Source organism: Pseudooceanicola sp. DL12 (assembly GCF_056270665.1).
Window position 1 is genome coordinate 116,583 of record NZ_CM149884.1, and the last position, 22,901, is coordinate 139,483.

The following is a 22,901-nucleotide window of genomic DNA, read 5'->3' on the forward strand; positions in this document are numbered from 1 at the left end:
CTCCCCCGGGATATTTCCAGCCAGATGATGAAGAGCGCAAGGCGCCCCTGTCATCTGGCCATAAATATCCCGGGGGTGAGGGCCGCAGGCCCGAGGGGGCGGAGCCCCCACTTCCTGCCTGTCGCAGGTGGGCGCGCCCATGCCTGCTGGCATCGCTCCTGCAAACCTGACATAACCGCCGCAGCGAACAAAAGGAGGCCGCACATGGCATTCGGCAAGGGTTGTCACCTGCATCTGATCGACGGATCGGCCTTCATCTTCCGGGCCTACCACGCCCTGCCGCCGCTGACCCGCAAGAGCGATGGTGCGCCCATCGGCGCGGTCGCGGGCTTCTGCAACATGCTCTATCGTTATGTCGAGGGGAACACCGGCCCCGATGCGCCCACCCATGTCGCCGTGATCTTCGACAAGGGCAGCCATACCTTCCGCAATGATCTCTACGACCTCTACAAGGCCAACCGCGACGCCATGCCCGAGGATCTGCGCCCGCAGATGCCGCTGACGCGCGAGGCCACCCGCGCCTTCAACATCGCCTGCGAGGAGATCGAGGGCTTCGAGGCCGATGACATCATCGCCACGCTGGCCTGCCAGGCCCGCGAGGCCGGTGGGCGCGTCACCATCATCTCCTCCGACAAGGATCTGATGCAGCTGGTCGGCGGTGGGGTCGAGATGCTTGACGCGATGAAGAACATCCGCATCGACAGCGAGGGCGTCGAGGCCAAGTTCGGCGTTTCCCCCGACAGGGTGATCGACGTGCAGGCGCTCGCCGGCGACTCGGTCGACAATGTGCCCGGTGCCCCGGGCATCGGTATCAAGACTGCCGCCCTGCTGATCAACGAATACGGCTCGCTCGAAGAGCTTCTGGATCGCGCAGCGGAGATCAAGCAGCCCAAGCGTCGCCAGACCCTGATCGAGAACCGGGAGCAGATCGAGCTGTCGAAGAAGCTCGTCACGCTCGACTGCAACACGCCGCTCGACTTCACCCTCGATGATCTCGAGGTGAAGGACCCGGATCCGGAGGTGCTTCTGCCCTTCCTGGCCGAGATGGAATTCCGCACCCTGACGAAGCGCATTGCCGAGCAGATGGGCGCCGAGGCCCCCGCGATCCCCGAGCCCAAGGCCGCCGCGGCCTCTGCCCCCGCCGAGGAGGACGCCCCCGAGGCGCCGTCCTTCGAGGAGGCGAGCTACGAGATCGTCACCACTGCCGAGGCCCTGCAGAAGTGGATCGACCGTGCCAACGAGCGCGGCATCCTCGCCCTCGACACCGAGACCACGGGCCTCGACGAGATGACCGCCGATCTGGTCGGCTTCTGCCTCTGCATCGACGCGGGCCATGCCTGCTACGTGCCCGTCGGCCACAAGGCCGAGGAGGGCGGCGAGGGGCTCTTCGCCTCCGACCATCTCGCCGAGGGGCAGATGCCCCTGAACACCGCGCTCGACATGCTCAAGCCGCTGCTTGAGGACGAGGCCGTCCTCAAGATCGGCCAGAACATGAAGTACGACGCCAAGATCCTGCGCCGCTACGGCATCTTCGTGGCGCCCTATGACGACACGATGCTGCTCTCCTATGCGCTCTATTCCGGGCTGCACACCCATGGCATGGATGCGCTCTCCGAACGCTACCTCGATCACACGCCGATCCCCATCAAGGAGCTGATCGGCACCGGCAAGTCGCAGATCACCTTTGACCGGGTGCCGGTGGAGAAGGCCGCGAAATACGCCGCCGAGGATGCCGACGTGACCCTGCGCCTCTGGCAGATCTTCAAGCCGCGCCTGCACCGCGAGGGCGTCACCACCGTCTACGAGACGCTGGAGCGCCCGCTCTCGCCCGTCCTTGCCACCATGGAGATGCACGGCATCCAGGTCGACCGCGACACGCTCTCGCGCATGTCCAACGCCTTTTCCCAGAAGATGGCCCAGCTCGAGAGCGAGATCCACGAGCTCGCCGGAGAGACCTTCAACGTCGGCTCGCCCAAGCAGCTCGGAGAGATCCTCTTCGACAAGATGGCCCTCGAGGGCGGGAAAAAGGGCAAGAACGGCGCCTATGGCACCGGTGCCGACATCCTCGAGGATCTCGCGACCGAGCACGACCTGCCCGCCCGCGTCCTCGACTGGCGCCAGCTGTCGAAGCTGAAGTCGACCTATACCGATGCCCTGCAGGAGCACATCAACCCCGAGACGGGCCGCGTGCACACCTCCTACGTCCAGACCGGCGCCAACACCGGCCGCCTGGCCTCGACCGACCCGAACCTGCAGAACATCCCCGTGCGCTCCGAGGAAGGCCGCCGCATTCGCGAGGCCTTCGTCGCCCCGGAGGGCAAGCTGCTGGTCTCGCTTGACTATTCCCAGATCGAGCTGCGGATCCTCGCCCATGTCGCCGGCATCGACGCGCTGAAACAGGCCTTCCATGAGGGCCAGGACATTCACGCCGCCACGGCGTCGGAAATGTTCGGCGTGCCGCTCGACGAGATGACCCCCGAGATCCGCCGCCAGGCCAAGGCGATCAACTTCGGCGTCATCTACGGCATTTCCGGCTTCGGCCTGGCCCGCAACCTGCGCATCCCCCGCGCCGAGGCCCAGGGCTTCATCGACCGCTATTTCGAGCGTTTCCCCGGCATCCGCGAGTACATGGATCAGACCACGGCCTTCGCCAAGGAGAACCTCTTCGTCGAGACCCTCTTCGGCCGTCGCATCCACACCCCCGAGATCGCCGCCAAGGGCCCCCGCGCCGGCTTTGCCAAGCGCGCCGCCATCAACGCGCCGATCCAGGGCACCGCGGCCGACATCATCCGCCGCGCCATGATCCGGATGCCCGAGGCAATTGCGGACCTGCAGGAAAAGGCCGGCGCCCGGATGCTGCTTCAGGTGCACGACGAACTGATCTTCGAGGTCGAGGAAGCCGCCGCGGACGATCTGATCGCCACCGCCCGCAAGATCATGGAAGGCGCCGCCGACCCGGCGGTAAAGATCGCCGTGCCGCTGGTCGTCGATGGCGGCAAGGGCCGCAACTGGGCCCAGGCGCACTGATCTCCCGCCGGAGGGGCCGCCCGCGCCTCCGGCACATCCGCTTGCCGCAGCCCTGCAGCCCCGCACCGCCGCTGCGCCTGTTCTCGTTTTACCCCACGTCACATTGCCGGTTTTCGCCGGTTTGCACCTTCAAACCGGGGCGATCGCGCTTATCTGTGGGTCAGACAGAAACGGAACAATACGGAAACAGAGGAGAGGGACTGATGGATCTGAAGAAATTCGCCACCAAGAAGACCGCCTCCAAGGCCGTTGCGATGGTCCTGTCCACGGGCCTCAACTACGGCACGGTCAACATGGCCCTGGCCGACGAGGCCATCACGATCTACGTGCCCGCCGAATACACGATGACCGCCGGCGCGGTGGCCACGCTGCCGCTCTACGCGATCGAAGAATAGACCCCCACCCAGGGCTTGCCTCGCCTCGGGGTCTCGCTCCGGGGCCCTCAGTGTGCCCCGGAGCACTGGTCATGATCACCAAGCGCCTCGATCAGCCCGCAGGGCTGCCCCGGCGCATGGTCACAAACCGCCGACAGGCGTTCCAGCTCTCTCTCCAGCTTCGTCAGCCTGTCGATGCGCGCGCGGATGTCCTGCAGATGTCCGCGCGCGATGTCATGCGCGCCCTCGCAGTCCCGCCCCCGGTCGCTCAGCTCCAGCAGCGTCTGGATCGCCTCCAGCGGCAGGCCCAGGTCGCGGGCATGGCGGATGAACTGCAGCCGGTCGCGCCCCGCGCGATCATAGCGGCGCTGGTTGCCCTCGGTCCGCTCCGTGGGCGCGATCAGCCCGACGGTCTCGTAATAGCGGATCGTCGGTACCTTGACCCCGGTGGCACGGCTCAGGTCTCCAATGGAAAACATGCGAAATTCCCTCTTGAACCTCTAGTCGCTAGAGATCCTATCCTGTGATCGACGCGGGTTCCACCGCCGCACAGAAGAGGACAGACCATGCCGCATGATCACGGCCATTCCCACGCCCATTCCCATGCAGGCCACTCCCATGCGGGCCATTCCCACGCCGATCCGGCGATGCTGGGCGACCGCAAGGTCAGCTTTGCCATTGCCATCAACATCCTGCTGACGGTGGTGCAGATCGCGGCGGGCATCGTTTCGGGCTCGCTCTCGCTGATCGCCGATGCGATTCACAACCTCTCCGATGCGCTGACCATGGTGATCGCCTTCTGGGCCCGCAAGATCGCCCGCCGTCCCGCGGACGAGAGCATGACCTTCGGCTATGGCCGCGCCGAGGTGGTGGCGGCGCTGGTGAATTACACCGCGCTGATCGTCATCGCGGTCATGCTGGCCTTCGAGGGCTTCCAGCGCTTCTTCGAACCGCAGGTGATCGAGGGCTGGGTCGTGGTCATCGTGGCCGGCGTCGCCCTGGTGATCGACCTCGGCACCGCCTGGCTGGTGATGTCGATGTCCAGGGACAGCATGAACATGCGCGCGGCCTTCCTGCACAATGTCGCCGATGCCATGTCCTCCGTGGCGGTGATCCTGGCGGGGGTGATGATCCTGGTCTTCGACCTGCCCTGGATCGACCCGCTCGTCACCATCGGCATCTCCGGCTACATCCTCTGGCACGCCGGCGGAGAGATCGGCCCGGTGATCCGCATGGCCATGCTCGGCAGCCCCGACAGCCCCACGGTGCACGAGGTCGCGGACGAGATCGAGACGCTCGACGGCGTGGCCTCCGTCCACCACCTCCACCTCTGGCGCATGCAGGAGCACGAGGTGGCGCTCGAGGCCCACGTGGTGCTGGCCGACGGGGCGGGCGAGGACGGGGCGGGAGAAGAGGTCCGCAGCCGGCTCAAGGCCCGGCTGCAAGAGCGATTCGGCATCGCCCACACCACCATCGAGCTCGAGAGCCATGAAACCGCCTGCCACGGTGCCCCGCTCATCGGGCATTAAGGCATCGGGCATGCCATGTGCTGCCCGGCCTCGCGGTCATCTGGCCACAAATATCCCGGGGGGAATCGCGCGCCCCGCGCGATGGGGGCAGAGCCCCCTCTCCCCGCTCCCGAAGGCGCTCCGAGAGGCCATTTTCGCACCGACGCAATACCGACGCGATACCGACGTAATACCGACGTTGGAATCCGGCCTTTTCAGTGGGTTGGAGATATTCCATTTCCGGAATTTCAAGGGCCATTTTCAGCCGGGTTCCCGCCCCCGCCGTGGGCGGTCTCCCTCGCGTTCCCGCCGTGTCGCCAGGTAGAGCGCCAGGCTCTGGTCCTTCTCCACCGGAAACACCTCGCCCTCTTCCATCCCCTCGATGCGGTCCAGGCGGAACATCCTGAAATCATTCCGCAATTCGCACCAGGCCACCAGAGTCCAGACCCGCCCCCAGAAGAACAGGCCGAGCGGCCGGATCACCCGGCGGCTCTCGTCGCCCTCCTCGCTGCGATACTGCAGGATCAGGCGCCTCTTGCCATGCACCGCGGCCTCGACCCGGTCCAGCCGCGCCTTCAGGGCCTCAGGCATGGAGCCCATGGCAAGTGCATGAATTTCCACGGAATCTGCCCGCGCCCGGCTGGCCGGAGGCAGCACGTTTTCGATCTTGATCAGGGCCTCTTCAGCGGCGGCGGCCATGTCCAGCCCGCCCCAGGCGCGGATCATCCGCGCTCCGGCCACGAGTGCCACGATCTCGTCCTTGCTGAACATCAGCGGCGGCAGGTCAAAGCCATCGCGCATCACGTATCCGACGCCTGCCTCGCCCTCGATCGGCACCCCGTTCGCCATCAGGTCCGCCACGTCCCGGTAGACGGTCCGAAGCGACACTTCCAGCCGCTCCGCAAGCTGCGCCGCAGTGACCAGCCGACCACCTCTAAGATATTGAACTATCTGAAAAAGGCGGTCGGCCCTGCGCATCAGGCCGCCTTCGGCTCGAACAGGCCGATGCGGTTGCCGTCGGGGTCGTGAATCACCTGGTAACGGCCCGGCACGATCTCCATCACGTCGCCTTCCAGGACCGCACCGGCGGCCCTTGCCCGGGCCATCGTGGCCTCCAGGCCGTCCGGTGCCATCAGGTGTACCACCGTGCCCTTGCCCGCGCCAACCGGCCCTTCCACCAGGTTGCCACCGATTCCGCCCCGGCCAAAGGCCGCGACCGTCTCCGCGCCCATCTGCATGGGCACCATGCTCCAGCCAAAGATGTCGTTGTAGAAGGTGATGGAGGTCTCGAGGTTGCTCACGGGAATTTCCGTCCATATTACAGTGGGTTGCTGTGTCATGTCTGATCTCCGTCTTGGTGACGGTTCCCTTGTCGCACAGCCCTGCTGACAGCATCCTGTCAGCAGACTTCGGGCTCAGGCAGGTTTTTTCAGCGCGCTCATGCTGCGCTGTGCGGCTTCCAGCCATCCGAGCCCTTCGGCGGTGTTTCCGCGTGGCCGGTAATCCGCGCCGATCCAGCCATCGTAGCCGCTCTCGAGAAGCAGGGCATAGAAGGTATCGAAATCGATCTGTCCGTTCACGGGTTCATGCTGTCCCGGCGTGCCGGCAACCTGCACATGACGTGCGAGGTGGCCGTATTCCTTCCATGTTTTCAGCGTGTTGCCGGTGATTCTCTGGGCGTGGTAACTGTCGAACTGCAGGCCGAGGTTTGGGGCCTTCACGGCGGCAATCACCTCTGCCGCCAGCTCGAAACTGGACATGAAATAGCCCGGCAGATCCTCGGCGTTCATCGGCTCGATGGTCAGGCTCTGCCCCGGCGCGAAAGTGCAGGCCCATTTCAGGTTTTCCACCATGATTCCAGTCGCCTGATCGCCCCAGGCCGCACCGGACATTACATGGATATGCTGCGACTTCAGCGTCTGGGCATAGCGCAGCGCCCGGCGAAAATCGTGGCGAAACCGCTCCTCGCCGCCCTTCAGCGCCGCGAATCCTGCCGTTCCTCCGGTGTAATTCGGCGGCGGCGCATTGATCAGCACCAGCGGCATGCCCGTCAGTCCAAGGGCATTGCGCATCTCGATGGCGGGCGCGTCGTAGGGATATTGGATCTCGACAGCCGCGAATCCCGCCTCCTGCGCCGCGGAAATCCGCGCGGACATAGGCAATTCGGTGAAAAGGCTGGTCAGATTAGCGGCAAATTTCAGCATCTCGCCCGGAACTCCCAATTCCCCTGAAAAAGGATGAATCGGGGTCAGGAGTCGGTCAACTCATCTGCCGGAATTATTGGAAAAAACACGCCGGAGGAGCGGATTCCGAACCATTTCCCGCCCTCGTGCTCCTCGGTCGTGCCAAGATCGACAAGACGATAGAAACTTTTCCGGTCGATCAGCGCCTCCAGCCGGTCACGTACCAGAACGTAGGGAGAGGGTTCCCCAGTATCGGCGTCGCGGACCACGCGGATAGGGTGCTCCGGGCCGGCCACGGCGCTGTCGGCGACATTGGTCTGAAAGGTCAGTACCTGCTCCGGCCCGGGGGCCTCGGCCGAGAAATCCACTGCGACAAAGGGCGCGTCCTCGACGGTGATGCCCACTTTTTCCACTGGCGTTACAAGGAAGTAGCTGTCACCTTCCCTGCGCAGGATCGTCGAGAAGAGCCGCACCAGCTCGGGGCGCCCGATCGGGGTGCCGAGATAGAACCACGTGCCGTCCCGGGCAATGCGCATGTCCAGGTCGCCGCAGAATTCAGGGTTCCATTTGTGGACCGGCGGCAATCCGCGCCCCTTGGCTGCCTTCGCAGCCGCGATAATGCTCTCGGCAGAGGTTCTCACGCTATTTTGTGGCGACATGGAATTGGCCGTTAACCATCTGATGGGTACAGTTTGATAGATATGGGGATGATATAGTTCGCGCAGGAGTATTGCCATGGCAGAAGCCGACACCCTCGTGGCCGAGATCGAAAAGGTCGAAGCCAAGCTCGCGGAAGCGAGGAGCTCCATTACCAAGCGGTTCGTAGGTCAGGAGCAGGTGGTCGAGCTGACGCTCTCGGCGCTTCTCTGCGGGGGCCACGCCCTTCTGATCGGCCTGCCTGGCCTGGGAAAGACACGACTGGTCGAGACGCTCTCGACGGTCATGGGCCTCGACGGAAATCGCATCCAGTTCACGCCCGACTTGATGCCCGCCGATATCCTCGGCTCGGAAGTGCTTGAAACGGCAGAGGATGGAGCGCGCAACTTCCGCTTCCTCCCCGGCCCGGTTTTCTGTCAGCTGCTTATGGCAGACGAGATCAACCGCGCCTCGCCGCGTACTCAATCGGCCCTGCTTCAGGCGATGCAGGAAAAGATGGTGACCGTAGCTGGCGAGGATCGCCCCCTGGGCAAGCCCTTCCACGTCCTTGCCACGCAGAACCCGATCGAGCAGGAGGGGACCTATCCGCTTCCCGAGGCACAGCTCGACCGTTTCCTCGTGAAGATCGACGTGCATTATCCCGACCGCGATACCGAGCGGGCGATCCTGCTCTCAACCACGGGGGTCGAGGATGAACAGGCCCATGCGGTTTTTACTGCCGATGAGCTGCTGAGCGCCCAGACCCTTCTACGGCGAATGCCGGTTGGTGACAGCGTGGTCGAGATGATCCTTGACCTGGTCCGGGCCTGCCGGCCGGATGATCCTTCAGCCTCGGCCAAGGTGCGCGAAACGGTGGCCTGGGGGCCAGGCCCGCGGGCAGCGCAGGCCCTGATGCTGACGGTTCGGGCGCGTGCCATGCTGCAGGGCAGGCTCGCACCCTCGCCGGAGGATGTGATCGCCATGGCGCAACCCGTCCTGTCTCACCGCATGGGGCTCAATTTTGCCGCCAGGGCCCGGGGCGACAGTCTCGACGGGCTGATCGCCGGCGTTGCAGGTGGTCTGGTCGGCGCCGAGGCCGCTGCGTGAGATCGCCAGCGGCCCTCCGGCATCGCGCCGAGGAGGAAGCAGCCAAGCTGCCCCCTCTTCTCGCGCGTGCCGAACAACTGGCGGGGACCGTTCTGCTGGGCGATCACGGGCGTCGGCGGGCAGGGCTCGGCGATGATTTCTGGCAGTACCGACCCGTCCAACCAGGTGATCCGCGGCGATCCATCGACTGGCGCCGCTCTGCCCGGTCTGACGAAAAATTCGTGCGTGAACGGGAATGGCAGATCGCGCAGAGCGTGATGCTCTGGGTCGATCAGTCTGCCTCCATGCAGTTTTCCTCCTCCAAGTCCTTGCCGGACAAGGGCGATCGCGCCCGCAACCTGGCGCTCGCGACAGCGATCCTGCTGATCCGCGGAGGCGAGCGCGTCGGCTTGACCGGCACGCTCCTGCCGCCGCGCCGGGGTAACAACCAGATCCTCAGGCTGGCCGAGTTCTTTTCGCTGCCGGCAGACGCGGATTTCGGGGTGCCGGAACATCGCGCCATGCTTCCGAATTCAAGGGCGCTCTTCATCTCTGATTTCCTGGGGCCGGTGGAAGAACTCAAGCTTGCACTCACCAAGGCGGCCGATCGCGGGATCCGCGGCGTCCTGCTCCAGGTCCTTGATCCCGTCGAGGAGGCCTTTCCCTATCAGGGCCGCACCATCTTCGAGAGCGTGGGCGGCACCGTCGCGCATGAGACGCTGAAGGCCGGTGATCTGCGTGATCGCTACCTGGCCCGGCTTGCCGAGCGCAAGGACGAGCTCTCTGCTCTCTGTCGCCTCACCGGCTGGCAATTCAGCACACATCACACCGAGGCCTCGGCCCAGCAGGCATTGCTGTGGATCTGGCAGGCGCTCGACAGGGGGACGGCCTGATGATTCTCGGCCCGATCGGCTTCACCGCACCTTGGCTCCTGCTGGCATTGCTCGCGCTGCCCGTGCTCTGGGTGATCCTGCGGGCCGTACCGCCGGCGCCTGTGCGTCGCCGCTTCCCCGGCGTGGCACTGCTGCTCGGGATGAAGGACGACGAGAGCGTCAGCGACCGCACGCCCTGGTGGCTGCTGCTGTTGCGCATGCTGGCCGTTGCGGCTGTGATCATCGGGCTTGCCGGCCCCGTCCTGAACCCGGAGCAGGAACGCCAAGGCACTTCCGGCCCCCTGCTGATCCTCATGGATGGAAGCTGGGCTTCGGCGGCGGATTGGCCGCGCAAGGAAGATGCCGTGGAAACCTTGCTCGGAGAGGCCGCCCGTGAGGGGCGCCCCACTGCGATGGTTCGGCTGACGACCCCGGAGACGCCGGTATTCCAGACCGCTGAGACTTGGCGCAGCCGCCTTCCGGGGTTCACTCCCGAGGCCTGGGAGCCGGCACCGGCTGACGAAGAGGCCATGGCCCGGCTGATCAAGGGTGTTGCGGCAGCGGATCAGGGCTTCGAGACGATCTGGTTGTCCGACGGCCTTGCCCGCCCGGGACGAGAAGACCTCTTGGAGGCCCTTCAGGGCAAGGGTGAGGTGCGTGTCATCGAGACGGGTCACGATGTACTGGCCCTGCGTCCGGCGGGTTTTGCAGATGGAGCGGTTCAGCTCTCTGCCGTGCGCTCTGGCCGGAACCTGGATGAGGAGCGGACAATCACCGTTCAGGCGCATGGGCGCGACCCTGCGGGCGCGATGCGCGTGCTGGACCAGGTCGACATGACCTTCGCCAAGGGCGAGAGCGTCGCTCAGGCGGACCTCGCCCTGCCGGCGGAGTTGCGCGCGCGGCTTACGCATTTTGCAATTGCCGGGGATCGTTCCGCCGGGGCGGTGGCCTTGACGGATGATGGGCTGCGCCGGCGCGAGGTTGCCCTGCTGGCCGGCCGGGAGGACCGCGAGGGGCTAGAGCTGCTGTCGCCGCTGCACTACCTGCAGAAGGCCCTGGAACCCAGCGCCGATATCCTCCACGGCGCATTGACGGACATCCTGCCTGCCAATCCGGACGTCATCGTTCTCGCCGATGTCGCGACCCTGTCCGAAGGCGAGGAGCAGATGCTGCTCGACTGGGTTTCCAAAGGGGGCATGCTGTTGCGCTTTGCCGGACCGCGCCTGGCCGCGAGCGAGGTCAGCCGCGAAACCGAAGACCCGCTGATGCCGGTACGCCTGCGGGCGGGCGGGCGCAACGTCGGTGGCGCCATGAGCTGGGGTGAGCCCAAGACCCTTGCCCCCTTCGACGAGGACAGCCCCTTTGCCGGTCTCGAGATACCGGAGGACGTCACCGTCTCCTCTCAGGTCATGGCCCAGCCCGACCCGACACTCTCCTCCCGTGCAATTGCGCGGTTGTCGGATGGGACGCCGCTCGTGACCCGGAAAAAGATCGACGATGGTCAGGTGGTTCTCTTCCACGTCACTGCAAATGCCGATTGGTCCAGCCTGCCGTTGTCGGGTCTTTTCGTTCAGATGCTGGAGCGGCTGTCCGTCAGTTCCGCCATCGATACGCCCGATGTGGCCGACATGGAGGGCACCACATGGCAGCCGCAACGGGTTGTCGATGGCTTCGGCACTATTTCCAATGCGGGAACCCTGCCCGGCGTGAATGGCGTGGCGCTGGTCAGTGATCCTCTTGGTCCGAATCTGCAGCCCGGTGTCTATCAGAACGAAGATCGCAGCCTGGCCCGGAATGTCATGCAGGCCGACAGTGTCCTCACGCCAGTCAGCTGGCCCGGGAGCGTGGTGGTAGAAGGCCTCGCACAACCCGAGGAACTCCCGCTAGGTGGGTACCTTCTTGCGCTGGCCTTGCTGCTGCTGCTGGCCGACATACTTGCGTCGCTTGCCCTGTCGGGCCGTCTGCGTGGCGCCCGCGCTGCCTCTGCCGGGATCCTTGTGCTGGCCCTCCTGTTGCCCGCGCCGGAGACGCAGGCGCAGGAGGCGCAGACAGATGATGCCTTCGCGCTGGCGGCAACAAAGGACGTTGTTCTCGCGCATGTCATCACGGGCAATGCGCAGGTCGACGACATGGCGCAGGCGGGGTTGCAGGGCCTGTCGGACACGCTTTTCTTTCGCACCTCGGTCGAACCGGCAGCGCCCATGGCCGTCGATCTGGAGCGGGACGAGCTGTCGCTCTTTCCGTTTCTCTACTGGCCTATCACCGCGGATCAGCCGATCCCGTCCGACGAGGCCTACGCCAAGATCAACCGGTATCTGCGTACTGGCGGAATGATTCTCTTCGATACCCGGGACGCCGATATCGCCAGCTACGGTGCCTCGAGCCCGGAAGGACGACGGCTTCGCCAGCTTGCCGCGCCACTGGACATTCCGCCGCTTGAGCCCATCCCAAGCGATCACGTGCTCACCCGCACCTTTTACCTGCTACAGGATTTTCCGGGTCGGTATGATCGCGGCACGATCTGGGTCGAGGCCGCACCGCTTGATGCGCAGCTTATCGAGGGGATGCCATTCCGCAACCTCAACGATGGCGTTACCCCGGTGGTGATTGGCGGGAACGACTGGGCCTCGGCCTGGGCGGTCGACAGCAACGGCAATCCACTGGTGCCGATCGGCAGCGGTTATTCCGGTGAGCGTCAGAGAGAAATCGCCTATCGCTTCGGGGTCAACCTGATCATGCACGTGCTGACCGGCAACTACAAATCCGACCAGGTTCACGTGCCCGCACTTCTGGACAGGCTGGGACAATGATGACCGGCAATATCGTATTCGATCCTCTTCTTGCCTGGCCCGTCCTGGCTGTTCTCGCCATTCTCCTTGTCGCAGGCACCGCGTTGGCCATTTGGCGTGGCCTCGCTGGCTGGTTCTGGCGTGGGTTGGCGGGTGTCGTCATCCTGGCGGCGCTCACCGGTCCTTCGCTGCGGCAAGAAGATCGCAGCCCGCTGACGGACATAGTCCTTCTTGTCGAAGATCGCTCCGCCTCGCAACGTCTTGGAGATAGGGCCGTGCAGACGGAGGATGCGGCCGAGACCCTTGCCGCGCGCATTGCCGCGCGGCCCAATACGGAACTGCGACGCGTCACCGTGGGAGATGGGCAAGGTGACAGCGGTACCCTCCTGATGACTGCCGTGTCCGAGGCTCTGGCCGAAGAGCCCCGTGCCCGGATTGCTGGTGTAATCCTGCTGTCTGATGGTCGTCTCCATGATCTCGATCAGGCACCGAGTTTCCCCGCGCCGCTGCACCTGCTGCTGACCGGCGAACCGGATGACTGGGATCGTCGCCTCGTGGTCCACAACGCGCCCGCCTTTGGCATCTTGGACGAGGAGGTCGTGCTGACCGTTCGCATCGAAGACAGTGGAGCGGTGCCTCAGGACTTGCAGGGCATGGCAGAGCTGTCGATGTCCGTGGATGGAGGCGAGCCGGTGGCGGTTCGCGCTGAAACAGGGCGGGACTTCGAGATCCCGGTCACCCTGACGCACGGCGGTCGCAACGTGATCCAGTTCTCCACTCCGGGGCAGGAGGGCGAACTTACCGATCGCAACAATTCGGCGATCGTCCAGATGAACGGCGTGCGGGATCGTCTTCGTGTCTTGCTGGTCTCGGGCGAGCCTCACGCGGGCGAGCGCACGTGGCGCAACCTGCTGAAATCGGACAGCTCGGTCGATCTTGTCCACTTCACGATCCTGCGCCCGCCTTCCAAGCAGGACGGCGTGCCCGTGTCAGAGCTTTCGCTGATTGCCTTCCCGACGCGCGAACTCTTCATGGAGAAGATCGAGGACTTCGACCTGATCATCTTCGATCGATACAAGCGCCGTGGCATTCTGCCTTCGCTCTATCTCGATAATATTCGCAACTATGTCGAAGAGGGGGGGGCGGTGCTGATTGCAGCGGGGCCCGATTTCGCATCTGCTGATTCGCTCTATCGCTCGCCTCTGGCACAGGTGCTGCCCGCGCGGCCCACGGCGCATGTCTTCGAGCGTGGTTTCCGCCCCAAGGTGACGGACCTCGGAGAGCGCCATCCGGTAACGGCCGGGTTGGCGCAATCCTGGGATGGTCCCTGGGGACGGTGGATGCGGCAGATTGATCTTCAGCCGGAGGATGGAGCAGAGGTCGTCATGTCGGGTGTGGATGATGCGCCGCTTCTCGTTCTGAACCGTGTAGGGGAAGGACGCGTGGCACTTCTTGCTTCTGACCACGCTTGGCTGTGGAACCGGGGCTTTGAAGGCGGGGGGCCGCAGCTCGAGTTGCTGCGCCGCCTTGCGCATTGGATGATGAAGGAGCCCGAGTTAGAGGAAGAGGCCTTGACGGCCGATGCCACCGGACAGACGATGACGATCGTGCGAAGGACACTTTCCGACGAGACCGGACCGGTGACGATCACGGCTCCGGATGGTTCCACGACTCAGGTGACACTGTCGGAAACAGCACCTGGCCGGTTCGAGGCCACCTACGTCGCGCCGGAAATTGGTCTCTATCGTTTGCAGTCCGGTGATCTGACAAGCGTCATCGGCCTGGGTCCTGCTGCGCCGCGGGAATTCGAGCAGACGATCGCGGACGGATCAGCCCTTGCGGCGCTGGTTGACGAGACCCGGGGCGGCGTGCGGAATATATCAGATGGTCTTCCCTTGATCCGGGAGGTTCGGCCCGGCCGGCCGGCGGCGGGGCGAGGATGGATCGGGGTGACCCCAAGAGAGGCCTACGAGACTCGGAACGTTTCGCAGATGCCGCTTCTGCCTCCTTGGCTAGTGCTGTTTCTGACGGCGGGGCTGATCTTGATGGGTTGGCTGCGGGAAGGTCGCCGCTAAGGGCCTTTCGTCACATGTCGGGGGTGCGATCCGTCCCCGACAGCATGACCTCGCGCGACTGCGAAGCGAACTCGCGTCGCCACAGTATGCCGCAGGTCAGAGCAGTTGCACCCAGTAGCCCGAGCGGTCCGAGGCTCCACGCCGTGGCCGCAAGGCCGAAGTACACGGCGCGTATGCCTCGGTTGAAGCCACGCGCGGCACTGATGTTGACCTCTGCCGCCTTCATCGCCCGCTCCATCGCGCGGGGATCCTCAATGTCGTTTGGAACAGAGCCCATAAGTACGGCGCAATATCCGAACAGGCGATGTGACCAGACGAATTTCAGGTAGGCGTTCAAGAGAAAGAACAGAACGAGGAAGAGCTTCATTTCCCAGACGATGGCAGGTGGAGCATTCACTCCCAGCTGTTCCGCGATGCTTCCGATTGGATCGGAGTTGCCGATCAGGGCCATTACACCGCCGATCGCAATCATCGTAGCCGAGCCGAAAAAGGAAGTGCCCTGGCGGAGTGTGCTGAGCAGGTGACTGTCAAAGATACGTGGCTGACGCGAGATCATCTGGCGCATCCATTCCCGCCTGTACCCTGCCATGATGATGGAAACAGACAGTTTCGCGCGCGAGGGATTCTCGATTCGCCAGCCTATCAATAGCCAGGCGCCGAGTATGGCGATCACGGCGCCGGCGTCGAAAACTGTGAAGAGGGGGAAAATATCGAACCTGTGCATGGCTCTCGTGATAGCCTCGAGAGAGGGTTCTTGCCTACTTCGAATATTGGTTATAAAAAATTACCAATTATTATCTGCCAAGCCAGCAGGCAGGAAAAAGGGATCCGACCGATGGAAATGCCTCCGCCAGATCCTCGGGTACTTGCCCGAAAACCCGAACTGATCGCACGTTTGAGGGCGGTCCTGCCCAAAGACGCCATCATTGATGACCCGGCAGAAACCCGTGCCTACGAATGTGATGCGCTGACGGCCTACCGGTGTGCTCCACTCTGTGCGGTGCTTCCGGCCTCTACCGCGGAGGTCGCGGCAATCATGAAGGTCTGTCATGAACTGCAGGTGCCGGTGGTGCCGCGGGGGTCGGGGACATCCTTGGCCGGCGGCGCGCTGCCCACGGCCGACAGCGTGATACTTGGTGTCGCGCGCATGAAAGCGGTGCTGGAAACCGACTATGCCAACCGCTTCATCCGCGTGCAGACCGGGCGCACAAACCTGTCGGTGTCGGGCGCCATCGAGGCCGAGGGCTTTTTCTACGCGCCGGACCCCTCGAGCCAGCTCGCCTGTGCCATTGCGGGCAACATCGCCATGAACTCCGGCGGGGCACACTGCCTGAAATACGGCGTGACCACCAACAACCTCCTGGGTGTGACCATGGTCTTGTCGGACGGAGAGGTGGTCGAGCTGGGAGGGGGGTATCTGGATGCGGCTGGGCTGGACTTGCTTGGCGTGGTCTGCGGCAGTGAAGGCCAGCTGGCTGTCGTCACCGAGGCCACCCTCAGGATTCTGCCGAAACCCGAAGGGGCCCGACCCGTTCTGATCGGGTATGACAGCAACGAGGTTGCGGGTCAGTGCGTGAGCGACATCATCGAGGCAGGGATCCTGCCTGTGGCGATTGAATTCATGGATCGTCCCTGCATTCGCGCGACAGACGACTTTTCCGGTGCGGGCTATCCCGATTGCGAGGCACTTCTGATCGTCGAGGTCGAAGGTAGTGAGGAGGAAATTCGCGAGCAGCTCGCAATCATCACGGCGATTGCGCGGCGTCACAATCCGGTCGAGCTGCGCGAAAGCGGGTCTGCCGAGGAGAGCGCGCGGATTTGGCTGGGGCGCAAGAGCGCCTTTGGTGCCATGGGAAATATCAATGATTACATGTGCCTTGATGGGACGATCCCGGTGAACACTCTGCCCCAGGTGCTGGGGAGGATCGAGGAGTTGAGCCGCCGCTACGGGCTCGATGTCGCGAACGTCTTTCATGCCGGCGATGGCAACATGCATCCGCTGATCCTCTTCAATGCCAATCAGCCCGGACAGTTGGAGCTCTGTGAGGAGCTGGGGGCCGAGATCCTGAAGCTCTGTGTCGAAGTTGGCGGTTGCCTGACCGGAGAGCACGGCGTGGGCATTGAAAAGAGGGATCTCATGGTGCGGCAGTACAGCCTGGCTGATCTCGAGGCACAGATGTCGGTCAAGGACGTTTTTGATCCGGGTTGGCTACTCAATCCGGCAAAGGTCTTTCCGCTCTCTGCCAGTGAAACGCGCCGGAGGGCATCATGAAGCCCGCGAGCGAGATCGAGCTGAGCGAAGCGGTACGGGATGCCTCGGGCTCTTTATGGATACGCGGTGGCGGAACGCGCGATGCACGCCCGCCGCAGGGAGGAGAGATCCTTGAAACGACCGGGATTGCAGGCATTCGCCTTTACGAACCCGGCGCGCTGACATTGGTGGCTTCTGCCGGTACGCCTATTTCCGAGATCGAGGCGGTTCTGGCTGAACGCGGCCAGCGTCTACCGTTTGAGCCAATGGACCACCGGGCGCTGCTCGGCACCTGTGGCGAGCCGACTATCGGCGGTGTCGTCGCCGCAAACATTTCCGGCCCGCGCCGGATACAAGCCGGCGCCTGCCGCGATTTCCTGCTGGGGGTCCGTTTCGTCGACGGCAGTGGTACCCCGGTGAGCAATGGCGGGCGGGTTATGAAAAACGTCACAGGCTATGACCTGGTCAAGCTGATGGCGGGGAGCTGGGGCACGCTCGGCGTTCTGAGCGAAGTCAGTCTGAAGGTCCTGGCGAAGCCGGAAGCCGAAGCGACGCTGATCTTGAGGGGGCAGGAAGCAGCGGAGGGGATTGCGGATCTCTGCCGCGCGCTTGGCACGCCCTGGGACGTCAGCGGAGCTGTCTGGCTCGGTGCCGGGGTTGCAGGGAGCGCCCCTGAGCGCCGCATTCGGGTCGAGGGTCTTGCCGGTAGTGTGGCCTATCGGGCGGCGCGCCTGGCCGAGGCTCTGCCGGGCGTCCACCAGATCGTGGAGGGGGCAGAGAGTGCGGCGCTATGGGTTGGCGTCCGGGACGTCACGGCCTTTGCCGGCAGCGTCGCTCCACTTTGGAAGATCTCGCTTCAACCCACACATGCGCCGAGGCTTCTCGATCAGCTGCATCAGCTGGGGATCGGGCATCGCGCCATATGCGATTGGGGCGGTGGTCTCATCTGGCTGATGCTGGAGGGAGCGGGGCCGCAGGCTATCGAGATACGCGGTGCCGTGAGCGATCTGGGAGGTCACGCCACGCTCTTGCGTGCTGCTGCCAGCGAGCGCTTGGAGGTTCCGATGTTCCATCCGCAGGCTCCGGCAGTTGAGCGCCTTTCTGCAGGGTTGAGGGCGCGTTTCGATCCGCGCGGTATCTTGAATGCAGGCCTCATGGGGCAGGTCGCCATACCGGCCTGATCGCGGCGTAAGGGGGAGGAAAACATGCAGACCACATTCACCGAGAAGCAACTTGAGGATCCGGCAACGGCCCGCGCCAACCAAATTCTGCGCGCTTGCGTTCATTGCGGCTTTTGCACGGCGACCTGCCCCACCTACCAGGTTCTCGGCGATGAGCTCGATAGCCCGCGGGGGCGGATCTACCTGATAAAGGACATGCTGGAGAACGAGCGGGTGCCGGATAAAAAGACGGTCCGCCATGTCGACCGGTGCCTGTCCTGCCTTGCATGCATGACGACTTGCCCGTCGGGCGTGCATTACATGCACCTTGTGGATCATGCCCGCGCCTATATCGAGGCGAATTACCGGCGGCCCTGGACGGACCGCGCGCTGCGGTCCCTTCTGGCGGCGATCCTGCCCCATCCCTCACGGTTTCGCGCAGCCATGGTTGGGGCCCGGATCGCTCGCCCGTTTCGTGGGCTGCTGCCAGATCCGCGCCTTCGTGCGATGCTGGACATGGCCCCCCGGCGGCTGCCCCCGGTGTCGCGCAACGATGAACCGCAGAGTTTCATCCCGAAGAGGGCACGGCGCATGCGTGTGGCCCTGATGACCGGCTGTGCCCAGAAGGCGCTGAACACGGACATCAACGACGCTACGATCCGCTTGCTGACCCGCCTCGGCGTCGAGGTGGTTGTGGCAAAAGGTGCCGGCTGTTGCGGGGCCCTGACCCATCACATGGGCCGTGAGGCCGACAGCCATGCGAGCGCGGCCGCCAACATCCGTGCCTGGTGCGCAGAAGTCGACGGACAGGGGCTGGATGCCATCGTCATCAATACCTCTGGCTGTGGCACGACCGTGAAGGACTACGGTCATATGTTCCGGAACGATCCGCTGGTCCGGGATGCCGCGCGTGTCTCCAACCTTGCTCTCGACATTACCGAACTGCTGCTGCGGCTCGACCTGCCCGAGGCAATGCATCCCGAAGCGGAAAGGATCCGCGTGGCCTATCATCCTGCATGCTCCCTGCAGCATGGCCAGAAGGTAACGGATGCGCCGAAGCGGCTTCTTTCCCAGGCCGGCTTCCAGGTGCTCTTGCCCAGTGACGCCCATCTTTGCTGTGGCTCTGCGGGGACTTACAACCTGATGCAGCCCAAGATTTCCGGTCAGCTCAAGGACCGCAAGATCAGGGCGCTGGAGGCGTTGAAACCGCAGGTGATCGCTGCAGGCAACATCGGCTGCATGATGCAGATCGGCTCCGGCACGGGTGTTCCGGTGGTTCACACGGTCGAATTGCTCGACTGGGCGACAGGCGGTCCGAGGCCCCGCGCGATGAGCGACAATCCCCTGCCGCAGGCCGTTCCCGTTTTACGTTGACGTCGGTTGCCCGCACCTCTTGAAAGGCCGGATTTTCCTTCCCAGATAACTTACAGCAGGGCGCCAAACACGGGTCCTGCCGCACCGGCCCGTCCCATGATCGGAGGGCCAAGACATAACGTTTATCGCTTCGAGAAGGATGACGACCAATGCGCAACTTTGACCTTGCCCCGCTTTATCGTGCCACCGTCGGTTTCGACCAACTTGCCGACATGATGGACCGCGTGCTGTCCAACGATGGCGGGCAGCCGACCTATCCCCCTTACAACATTGAGAAAACTGCCAAGGACAGCTATCGTATCTCGATCGCCGTGGCCGGTTTTGCAGAAAGCGATCTTGCCGTCGAGGTGAAGGATCGTGCCCTTGTCGTATCTGCCCGCAAGGCCGAGGAGGAAGAGGCACAGGCCCGCACCTTCCTGCACCGTGGCATCGCGACCCGCGCGTTCGAGCGCCGCTTCCAGCTGGCCGATCATGTACGTGTCACGGGCGCCACCTATGCGGATGGCATGCTTCACATCGACCTGACGCGCGAGGTGCCCGAGGCCCTGAAGCCGCGCCGGATCGAGATTGCCCGTGCCAGCACCCTGAACGGCAAGGCAATCGAAACCCAGGCCGCAGAGGTCTGATTTCGGCCTCTTCTCAGTCTGTTAGCCTACCCAGCGCGGTCCCCTCGGGGGCCGCGTTTCTGCATTCATCGCAGGATGACCGAGCCTTCGGGGCCCGCGAGATATGCGGCGAGAGAGACCTCGGCGCCCACCTCGAATTGCACCCGGGGATCGGCGAGAAACGGCGTCAGAAGACTGGCGACATGGTTTGCTTCGGGGTGGGTAACCAACAGTTTCTCAAGGGAAAATCCGGCTCCAGGCATGCGGGCCGGCGGCAGGTCGCCGTGCCAGTCGATCATCGTGGGGAAGGCGCCGCCGAAGGGCAGGGAGCCATCCTCGGGCACGGTGATCTGCCAGCGCATGTCGCCACGTGTCGCCCATATCATCTCGCCCAGCTCGGCCGGCAGGTCAGGGCGGGCGGCCGCCAACCCGGGCAGGCGGCAGACCCAGTGGATCAGGCGTGGCTCGGACGGCGGATTATCCATTGAAAACCAACGCTTGCGCGTGACCGGCGCGGCGTCGGGATCAAGCGCGATGATCTCAAGGAACGAGGCTTGGCCCAGCCGCAATACATGGTTGTGCGTGCCCATCAGCGGGTGAAATCCACCCTTTGGAATGGTTACGCCCAACAGGGATTCCACATGCGAAACGCCGCTTTCCAGCGTCGGGGCCGCCACCACGACATGGTCGAATTCCGCTCTCGGTGCCAAAATCTTAACCTCCTGAAATCCCACGATTCCAACGTCGGTATTACGTCGGTATCGCGTCGGTAACACGACGGTGCCGATCCGGCCAACAGGACAGGTTAACGCCCGCCGCGCCTGTTAACTCTTTCGGCTGCGCCGAAAGCCTCCGGCGGGGATATTTCGGGCCAGATGAGGAGAGCCGCCCCGCCCCCGTTTCCCTGGTCCAAATATCCCGGGGGAGCCTCCCGGAACGGGAGGCGGGGGCAGAGCCCCCCACTTCCTTTGTTTTGCCGCCGCCCATCTGCCGGCGCGCGGATCATTGCAGGTCGGCAAAGGCCTTTTGCAGGCGGTCCACCGCGTCCTCGATCCGAACGCGCGGGGTTGCCAGGTTGAAGCGCTGGAAGTCGTCGCCGCCCGTGCCGAATTCGTGGCCATGGTTCACCGCGATCTTGGCATCGTCGAGCAGCCGGCGCTTTACCTCCTCGGGCGACATGCCGGTGCCGGAGAAATCGACCCAGGCCAGGTAGGTGCCCTCGAGCGTCATCGAGCGCAGGCCGGGGATCGCCGCGATTCCGGCGTCGAAGACGCGGGCGTTTTCGGCGAGGTATTCGGTGAGCGCATCGACCCAGGCCGCGCCTTCGGGCGAGCAGGCCGCCGTGGCCATGTGGATGGCAAAGGAATTGGGCGAGATGCCGAGGCCCATCATCACCTTGGCAAAGCGGGCGCGCAGTGCCTCGTCGTGGATGATCACGTTGCCCACGTGGCCGCCGGCGAGGTTGAAGGTCTTGGTGGTGGCGGTCATCATCACCAGCCGGTCGGAGATGCTCTCGTCGACCGTGGCCATGGGGATGTGTTTCGCTCCGGGCAGCACCAGGTCGCCGTGGATCTCGTCGGAGACCAGCACGAGGTCATGGCGACGTGCGAAATCGGCAACCCCCTGCAGCTCCTCGCGGCTCCAGACGCGGCCGCCGGGATTATGCGGTGAACAGAGGATCACCATCTTCTCGCGTCCGGTCATCTGCGCGTCGTAGGCGGCGAAGTCCATCTCGTAGCGGCCCTCCCTCTGCACCAGCGGGCATTCCACCACCTCGCGGTCCTGGGCGCGGATCACCCGGGCAAAGGCGTGGTAGACCGGGGTGAAGAGCACCACGCCGTCGCCCGGCCGGGTGAAGGCCTGAAGGCAGAGGCCGGTTCCGTTGACGAGACCATGGGTGGAGAAGATCGCCGCCGGGTCGACCGTCCAGCCGTGGCGGTTTTCCTGCCACCAGCAGATGGCGGATTTATAGGCGCTGTCATCGCCGAAATAGCCGAAGACGCCGTGGTCGATCATCTGTTGCAGGGCGTCGAGGACGCAGGCGGGCGGGCGGAAGTCCATGTCGGCCACCCACATCGGCAGGCCCCCGTCGTCGGGCGAGAGCCCGCAGAAACTCTCCATCGCGTCCCATTTCGCGGAATGGGTGCCGCGGCGCTCGATGATCTCGTCGAAATTCATACGTACACTCCAGGTCACTTGCGTGCAGGCTATCCGTCTGGCGGCCAGCCGCAAGGGGGCAGGGCGCGCAGGGGCAGACGGGTCCTCTGCAGCGATGCACCTGTGGGGGCCAAACCCTGCCAAATTCCTGCGCGGCAGGCAGGGAGGGCGGGCAGGGTGTTGGGGCAGGGCGCAGGGGCCTGCCGGGTGAGGGCGCGGAATGGGTGCGGTGCCGGGCGGGGCGCCATATTGCGCAGGGCTGCCGGCTGTCATACATGGGGCGCATGAAACGTCCGATCCTGATCCATCCCGACCCGCGCCTGAAGAAGGTGGCTGCCCCCGTGCCCGACCTGTCGGACGATCTGCGGGTGCTGGCCGACGACATGCTGGAAACCATGTACGATGCCCCGGGCATCGGCCTGGCGGCGCCTCAGATCGGCCTGTTGCAGCGGCTGGTGGTGCTGGACTGCGCGCGCGAGGGCGACGAGCCCCGCCCGCTGGTGATGTTCAACCCCGAGATCGTGGCGGCCAGCGACGAGACCAAGTCCTATGACGAGGGCTGCCTGTCGATTCCGGAGCAATATGCCCCCGTCATCCGGCCGGCCGATGTGACCGCGCGCTGGATCGACGTGAACGGCAAGGAACAGGAAGAGACCTTCGACGGGCTCTGGGCGGTCTGCGTGCAGCACGAGATCGACCACCTGGATGGCAAGCTGTTCATCGATTACCTGTCGCCGATGAAACGGCAGATGATCACCCGCAAGATGCAGAAGCTGAAGCGCGACCGCGCCCGCGGGGCCTGAG

General features: G+C 64.3%; 20 protein-coding genes. 12 read left to right on the forward strand and 8 right to left on the reverse strand.

Annotated features, from left to right (window positions below):
• The first annotated feature begins 204 nt into the window (after positions 1–204).
• Entirely contained in the window at positions 205–3,027 is a 2,823-nt protein-coding gene (polA, locus tag AC0WR5_RS00560; RefSeq protein WP_475866018.1) for a DNA polymerase I, read from the forward strand.
• Positions 3,028–3,230: 203 nt separating this feature from the next.
• On the forward strand, positions 3,231–3,422 hold the full coding sequence (locus AC0WR5_RS00565; RefSeq protein WP_475866020.1) for a hypothetical protein: 192 nt from the start codon (positions 3,231–3,233) through the stop codon (positions 3,420–3,422).
• A gap of 47 nt (positions 3,423–3,469) precedes the next feature.
• Here the strand turns inward: AC0WR5_RS00565 and AC0WR5_RS00570 are convergent, their stop codons facing one another.
• The gene (locus tag AC0WR5_RS00570; protein WP_475866021.1) at positions 3,470–3,880 is read right to left on the reverse strand and encodes a MerR family transcriptional regulator; all 411 of its coding nucleotides are present in this window, start codon (positions 3,878–3,880) and stop codon (positions 3,470–3,472) included.
• An 87-nt stretch (positions 3,881–3,967) separates the two neighbouring features.
• Between AC0WR5_RS00570 and AC0WR5_RS00575 the strand changes: the two genes are divergently transcribed.
• Positions 3,968–4,930 (forward strand): cation diffusion facilitator family transporter, encoded by a 963-nt coding sequence (locus tag AC0WR5_RS00575; protein ID WP_475866023.1) that lies wholly within the window; start codon positions 3,968–3,970, stop codon positions 4,928–4,930.
• A 240-nt stretch (positions 4,931–5,170) separates the two neighbouring features.
• Here the strand turns inward: AC0WR5_RS00575 and AC0WR5_RS00580 are convergent, their stop codons facing one another.
• The 4 genes from AC0WR5_RS00580 to AC0WR5_RS00595 form a co-directional block, all read right to left on the reverse strand.
• Positions 5,171–5,887, reverse strand: a complete 717-nt coding sequence (locus AC0WR5_RS00580) for a helix-turn-helix transcriptional regulator (RefSeq protein ID WP_475866024.1) — start codon at positions 5,885–5,887, stop codon at positions 5,171–5,173.
• Positions 5,887–6,249, reverse strand: coding sequence for a VOC family protein (locus tag AC0WR5_RS00585; RefSeq protein WP_475866026.1), 363 nt, complete (start codon positions 6,247–6,249; stop codon positions 5,887–5,889). Before AC0WR5_RS00585 ends, AC0WR5_RS00580 begins: the two co-directional genes overlap by 1 nt.
• Positions 6,250–6,324: 75 nt before the next feature.
• Entirely contained in the window at positions 6,325–7,113 is a 789-nt protein-coding gene (locus tag AC0WR5_RS00590) for a hydroxypyruvate isomerase family protein (RefSeq protein WP_475866028.1), read from the reverse strand.
• A gap of 44 nt (positions 7,114–7,157) precedes the next feature.
• Positions 7,158–7,751: a DUF1285 domain-containing protein gene (locus tag AC0WR5_RS00595; protein WP_475869092.1), complete on the reverse strand. Its 594-nt coding sequence runs from the start codon at positions 7,749–7,751 to the stop codon at positions 7,158–7,160.
• A 76-nt stretch (positions 7,752–7,827) separates the two neighbouring features.
• Here AC0WR5_RS00595 and AC0WR5_RS00600 point away from each other — a divergent pair, with 76 nt between their 5' ends.
• From AC0WR5_RS00600 to AC0WR5_RS00615, 4 genes are read left to right on the forward strand one after another with little or no spacing between them, the layout of a single operon-like run.
• Positions 7,828–8,835, forward strand: coding sequence for an AAA family ATPase (locus AC0WR5_RS00600; protein WP_475866030.1), 1,008 nt, complete (start codon positions 7,828–7,830; stop codon positions 8,833–8,835).
• Complete coding sequence (locus tag AC0WR5_RS00605) at positions 8,832–9,707, forward strand: DUF58 domain-containing protein (protein ID WP_475866031.1); 876 nt, start codon at positions 8,832–8,834, stop codon at positions 9,705–9,707. Before AC0WR5_RS00600 ends, AC0WR5_RS00605 begins: the two co-directional genes overlap by 4 nt.
• On the forward strand, positions 9,707–12,496 hold the full coding sequence (locus AC0WR5_RS00610) for a DUF4159 domain-containing protein (protein ID WP_475866033.1): 2,790 nt from the start codon (positions 9,707–9,709) through the stop codon (positions 12,494–12,496). Before AC0WR5_RS00605 ends, AC0WR5_RS00610 begins: the two co-directional genes overlap by 1 nt.
• The gene (locus AC0WR5_RS00615; protein ID WP_475869094.1) at positions 12,496–14,550 is read left to right on the forward strand and encodes a glutamine amidotransferase; all 2,055 of its coding nucleotides are present in this window, start codon (positions 12,496–12,498) and stop codon (positions 14,548–14,550) included. The genes AC0WR5_RS00610 and AC0WR5_RS00615 overlap by 1 nt, the downstream gene beginning before the upstream one ends.
• Before the next feature lie 10 nt (positions 14,551–14,560).
• On the opposite strand, the gene AC0WR5_RS00620 is transcribed toward AC0WR5_RS00615, so the two are convergent.
• Positions 14,561–15,274 carry a DUF599 domain-containing protein gene (locus AC0WR5_RS00620; RefSeq protein ID WP_475866034.1) on the reverse strand — a complete coding sequence of 238 codons (714 nt, stop codon included), beginning with the start codon at positions 15,272–15,274 and terminating at the stop codon, positions 14,561–14,563.
• 111 nt (positions 15,275–15,385) lie between these two features.
• Between AC0WR5_RS00620 and AC0WR5_RS00625 the strand changes: the two genes are divergently transcribed.
• From AC0WR5_RS00625 to AC0WR5_RS00640, 4 genes are all read left to right on the forward strand, one after another.
• Positions 15,386–16,822: an FAD-linked oxidase C-terminal domain-containing protein gene (locus AC0WR5_RS00625; RefSeq protein WP_475869096.1), complete on the forward strand. Its 1,437-nt coding sequence runs from the start codon at positions 15,386–15,388 to the stop codon at positions 16,820–16,822.
• A complete protein-coding gene (locus AC0WR5_RS00630; protein ID WP_475866036.1) occupies positions 16,819–17,982 on the forward strand; it encodes an FAD-binding protein in 1,164 nt (387 codons plus the stop codon). Before AC0WR5_RS00625 ends, AC0WR5_RS00630 begins: the two co-directional genes overlap by 4 nt.
• A 24-nt stretch (positions 17,983–18,006) precedes the next feature.
• A complete protein-coding gene (glcF, locus tag AC0WR5_RS00635; RefSeq protein WP_475866038.1) occupies positions 18,007–19,335 on the forward strand; it encodes a glycolate oxidase subunit GlcF in 1,329 nt (442 codons plus the stop codon).
• A gap of 149 nt (positions 19,336–19,484) precedes the next feature.
• A complete protein-coding gene (locus tag AC0WR5_RS00640) occupies positions 19,485–19,961 on the forward strand; it encodes an Hsp20 family protein (protein WP_475866040.1) in 477 nt (158 codons plus the stop codon).
• A gap of 65 nt (positions 19,962–20,026) precedes the next feature.
• Here the strand turns inward: AC0WR5_RS00640 and AC0WR5_RS00645 are convergent, their stop codons facing one another.
• Both AC0WR5_RS00645 and AC0WR5_RS00650 read right to left on the reverse strand, forming a co-directional pair.
• Complete coding sequence (locus tag AC0WR5_RS00645) at positions 20,027–20,650, reverse strand: VOC family protein (RefSeq protein WP_475866042.1); 624 nt, start codon at positions 20,648–20,650, stop codon at positions 20,027–20,029.
• 292 nt (positions 20,651–20,942) lie between these two features.
• Positions 20,943–22,118 (reverse strand): MalY/PatB family protein, encoded by a 1,176-nt coding sequence (locus AC0WR5_RS00650; protein WP_475866044.1) that lies wholly within the window; start codon positions 22,116–22,118, stop codon positions 20,943–20,945.
• Positions 22,119–22,381: 263 nt separating this feature from the next.
• Here AC0WR5_RS00650 and def point away from each other — a divergent pair, with 263 nt between their 5' ends.
• The gene (gene def, locus AC0WR5_RS00655) at positions 22,382–22,900 is read left to right on the forward strand and encodes a peptide deformylase (RefSeq protein ID WP_475866046.1); all 519 of its coding nucleotides are present in this window, start codon (positions 22,382–22,384) and stop codon (positions 22,898–22,900) included.
• Position 22,901 lies beyond the last annotated feature (1 nt).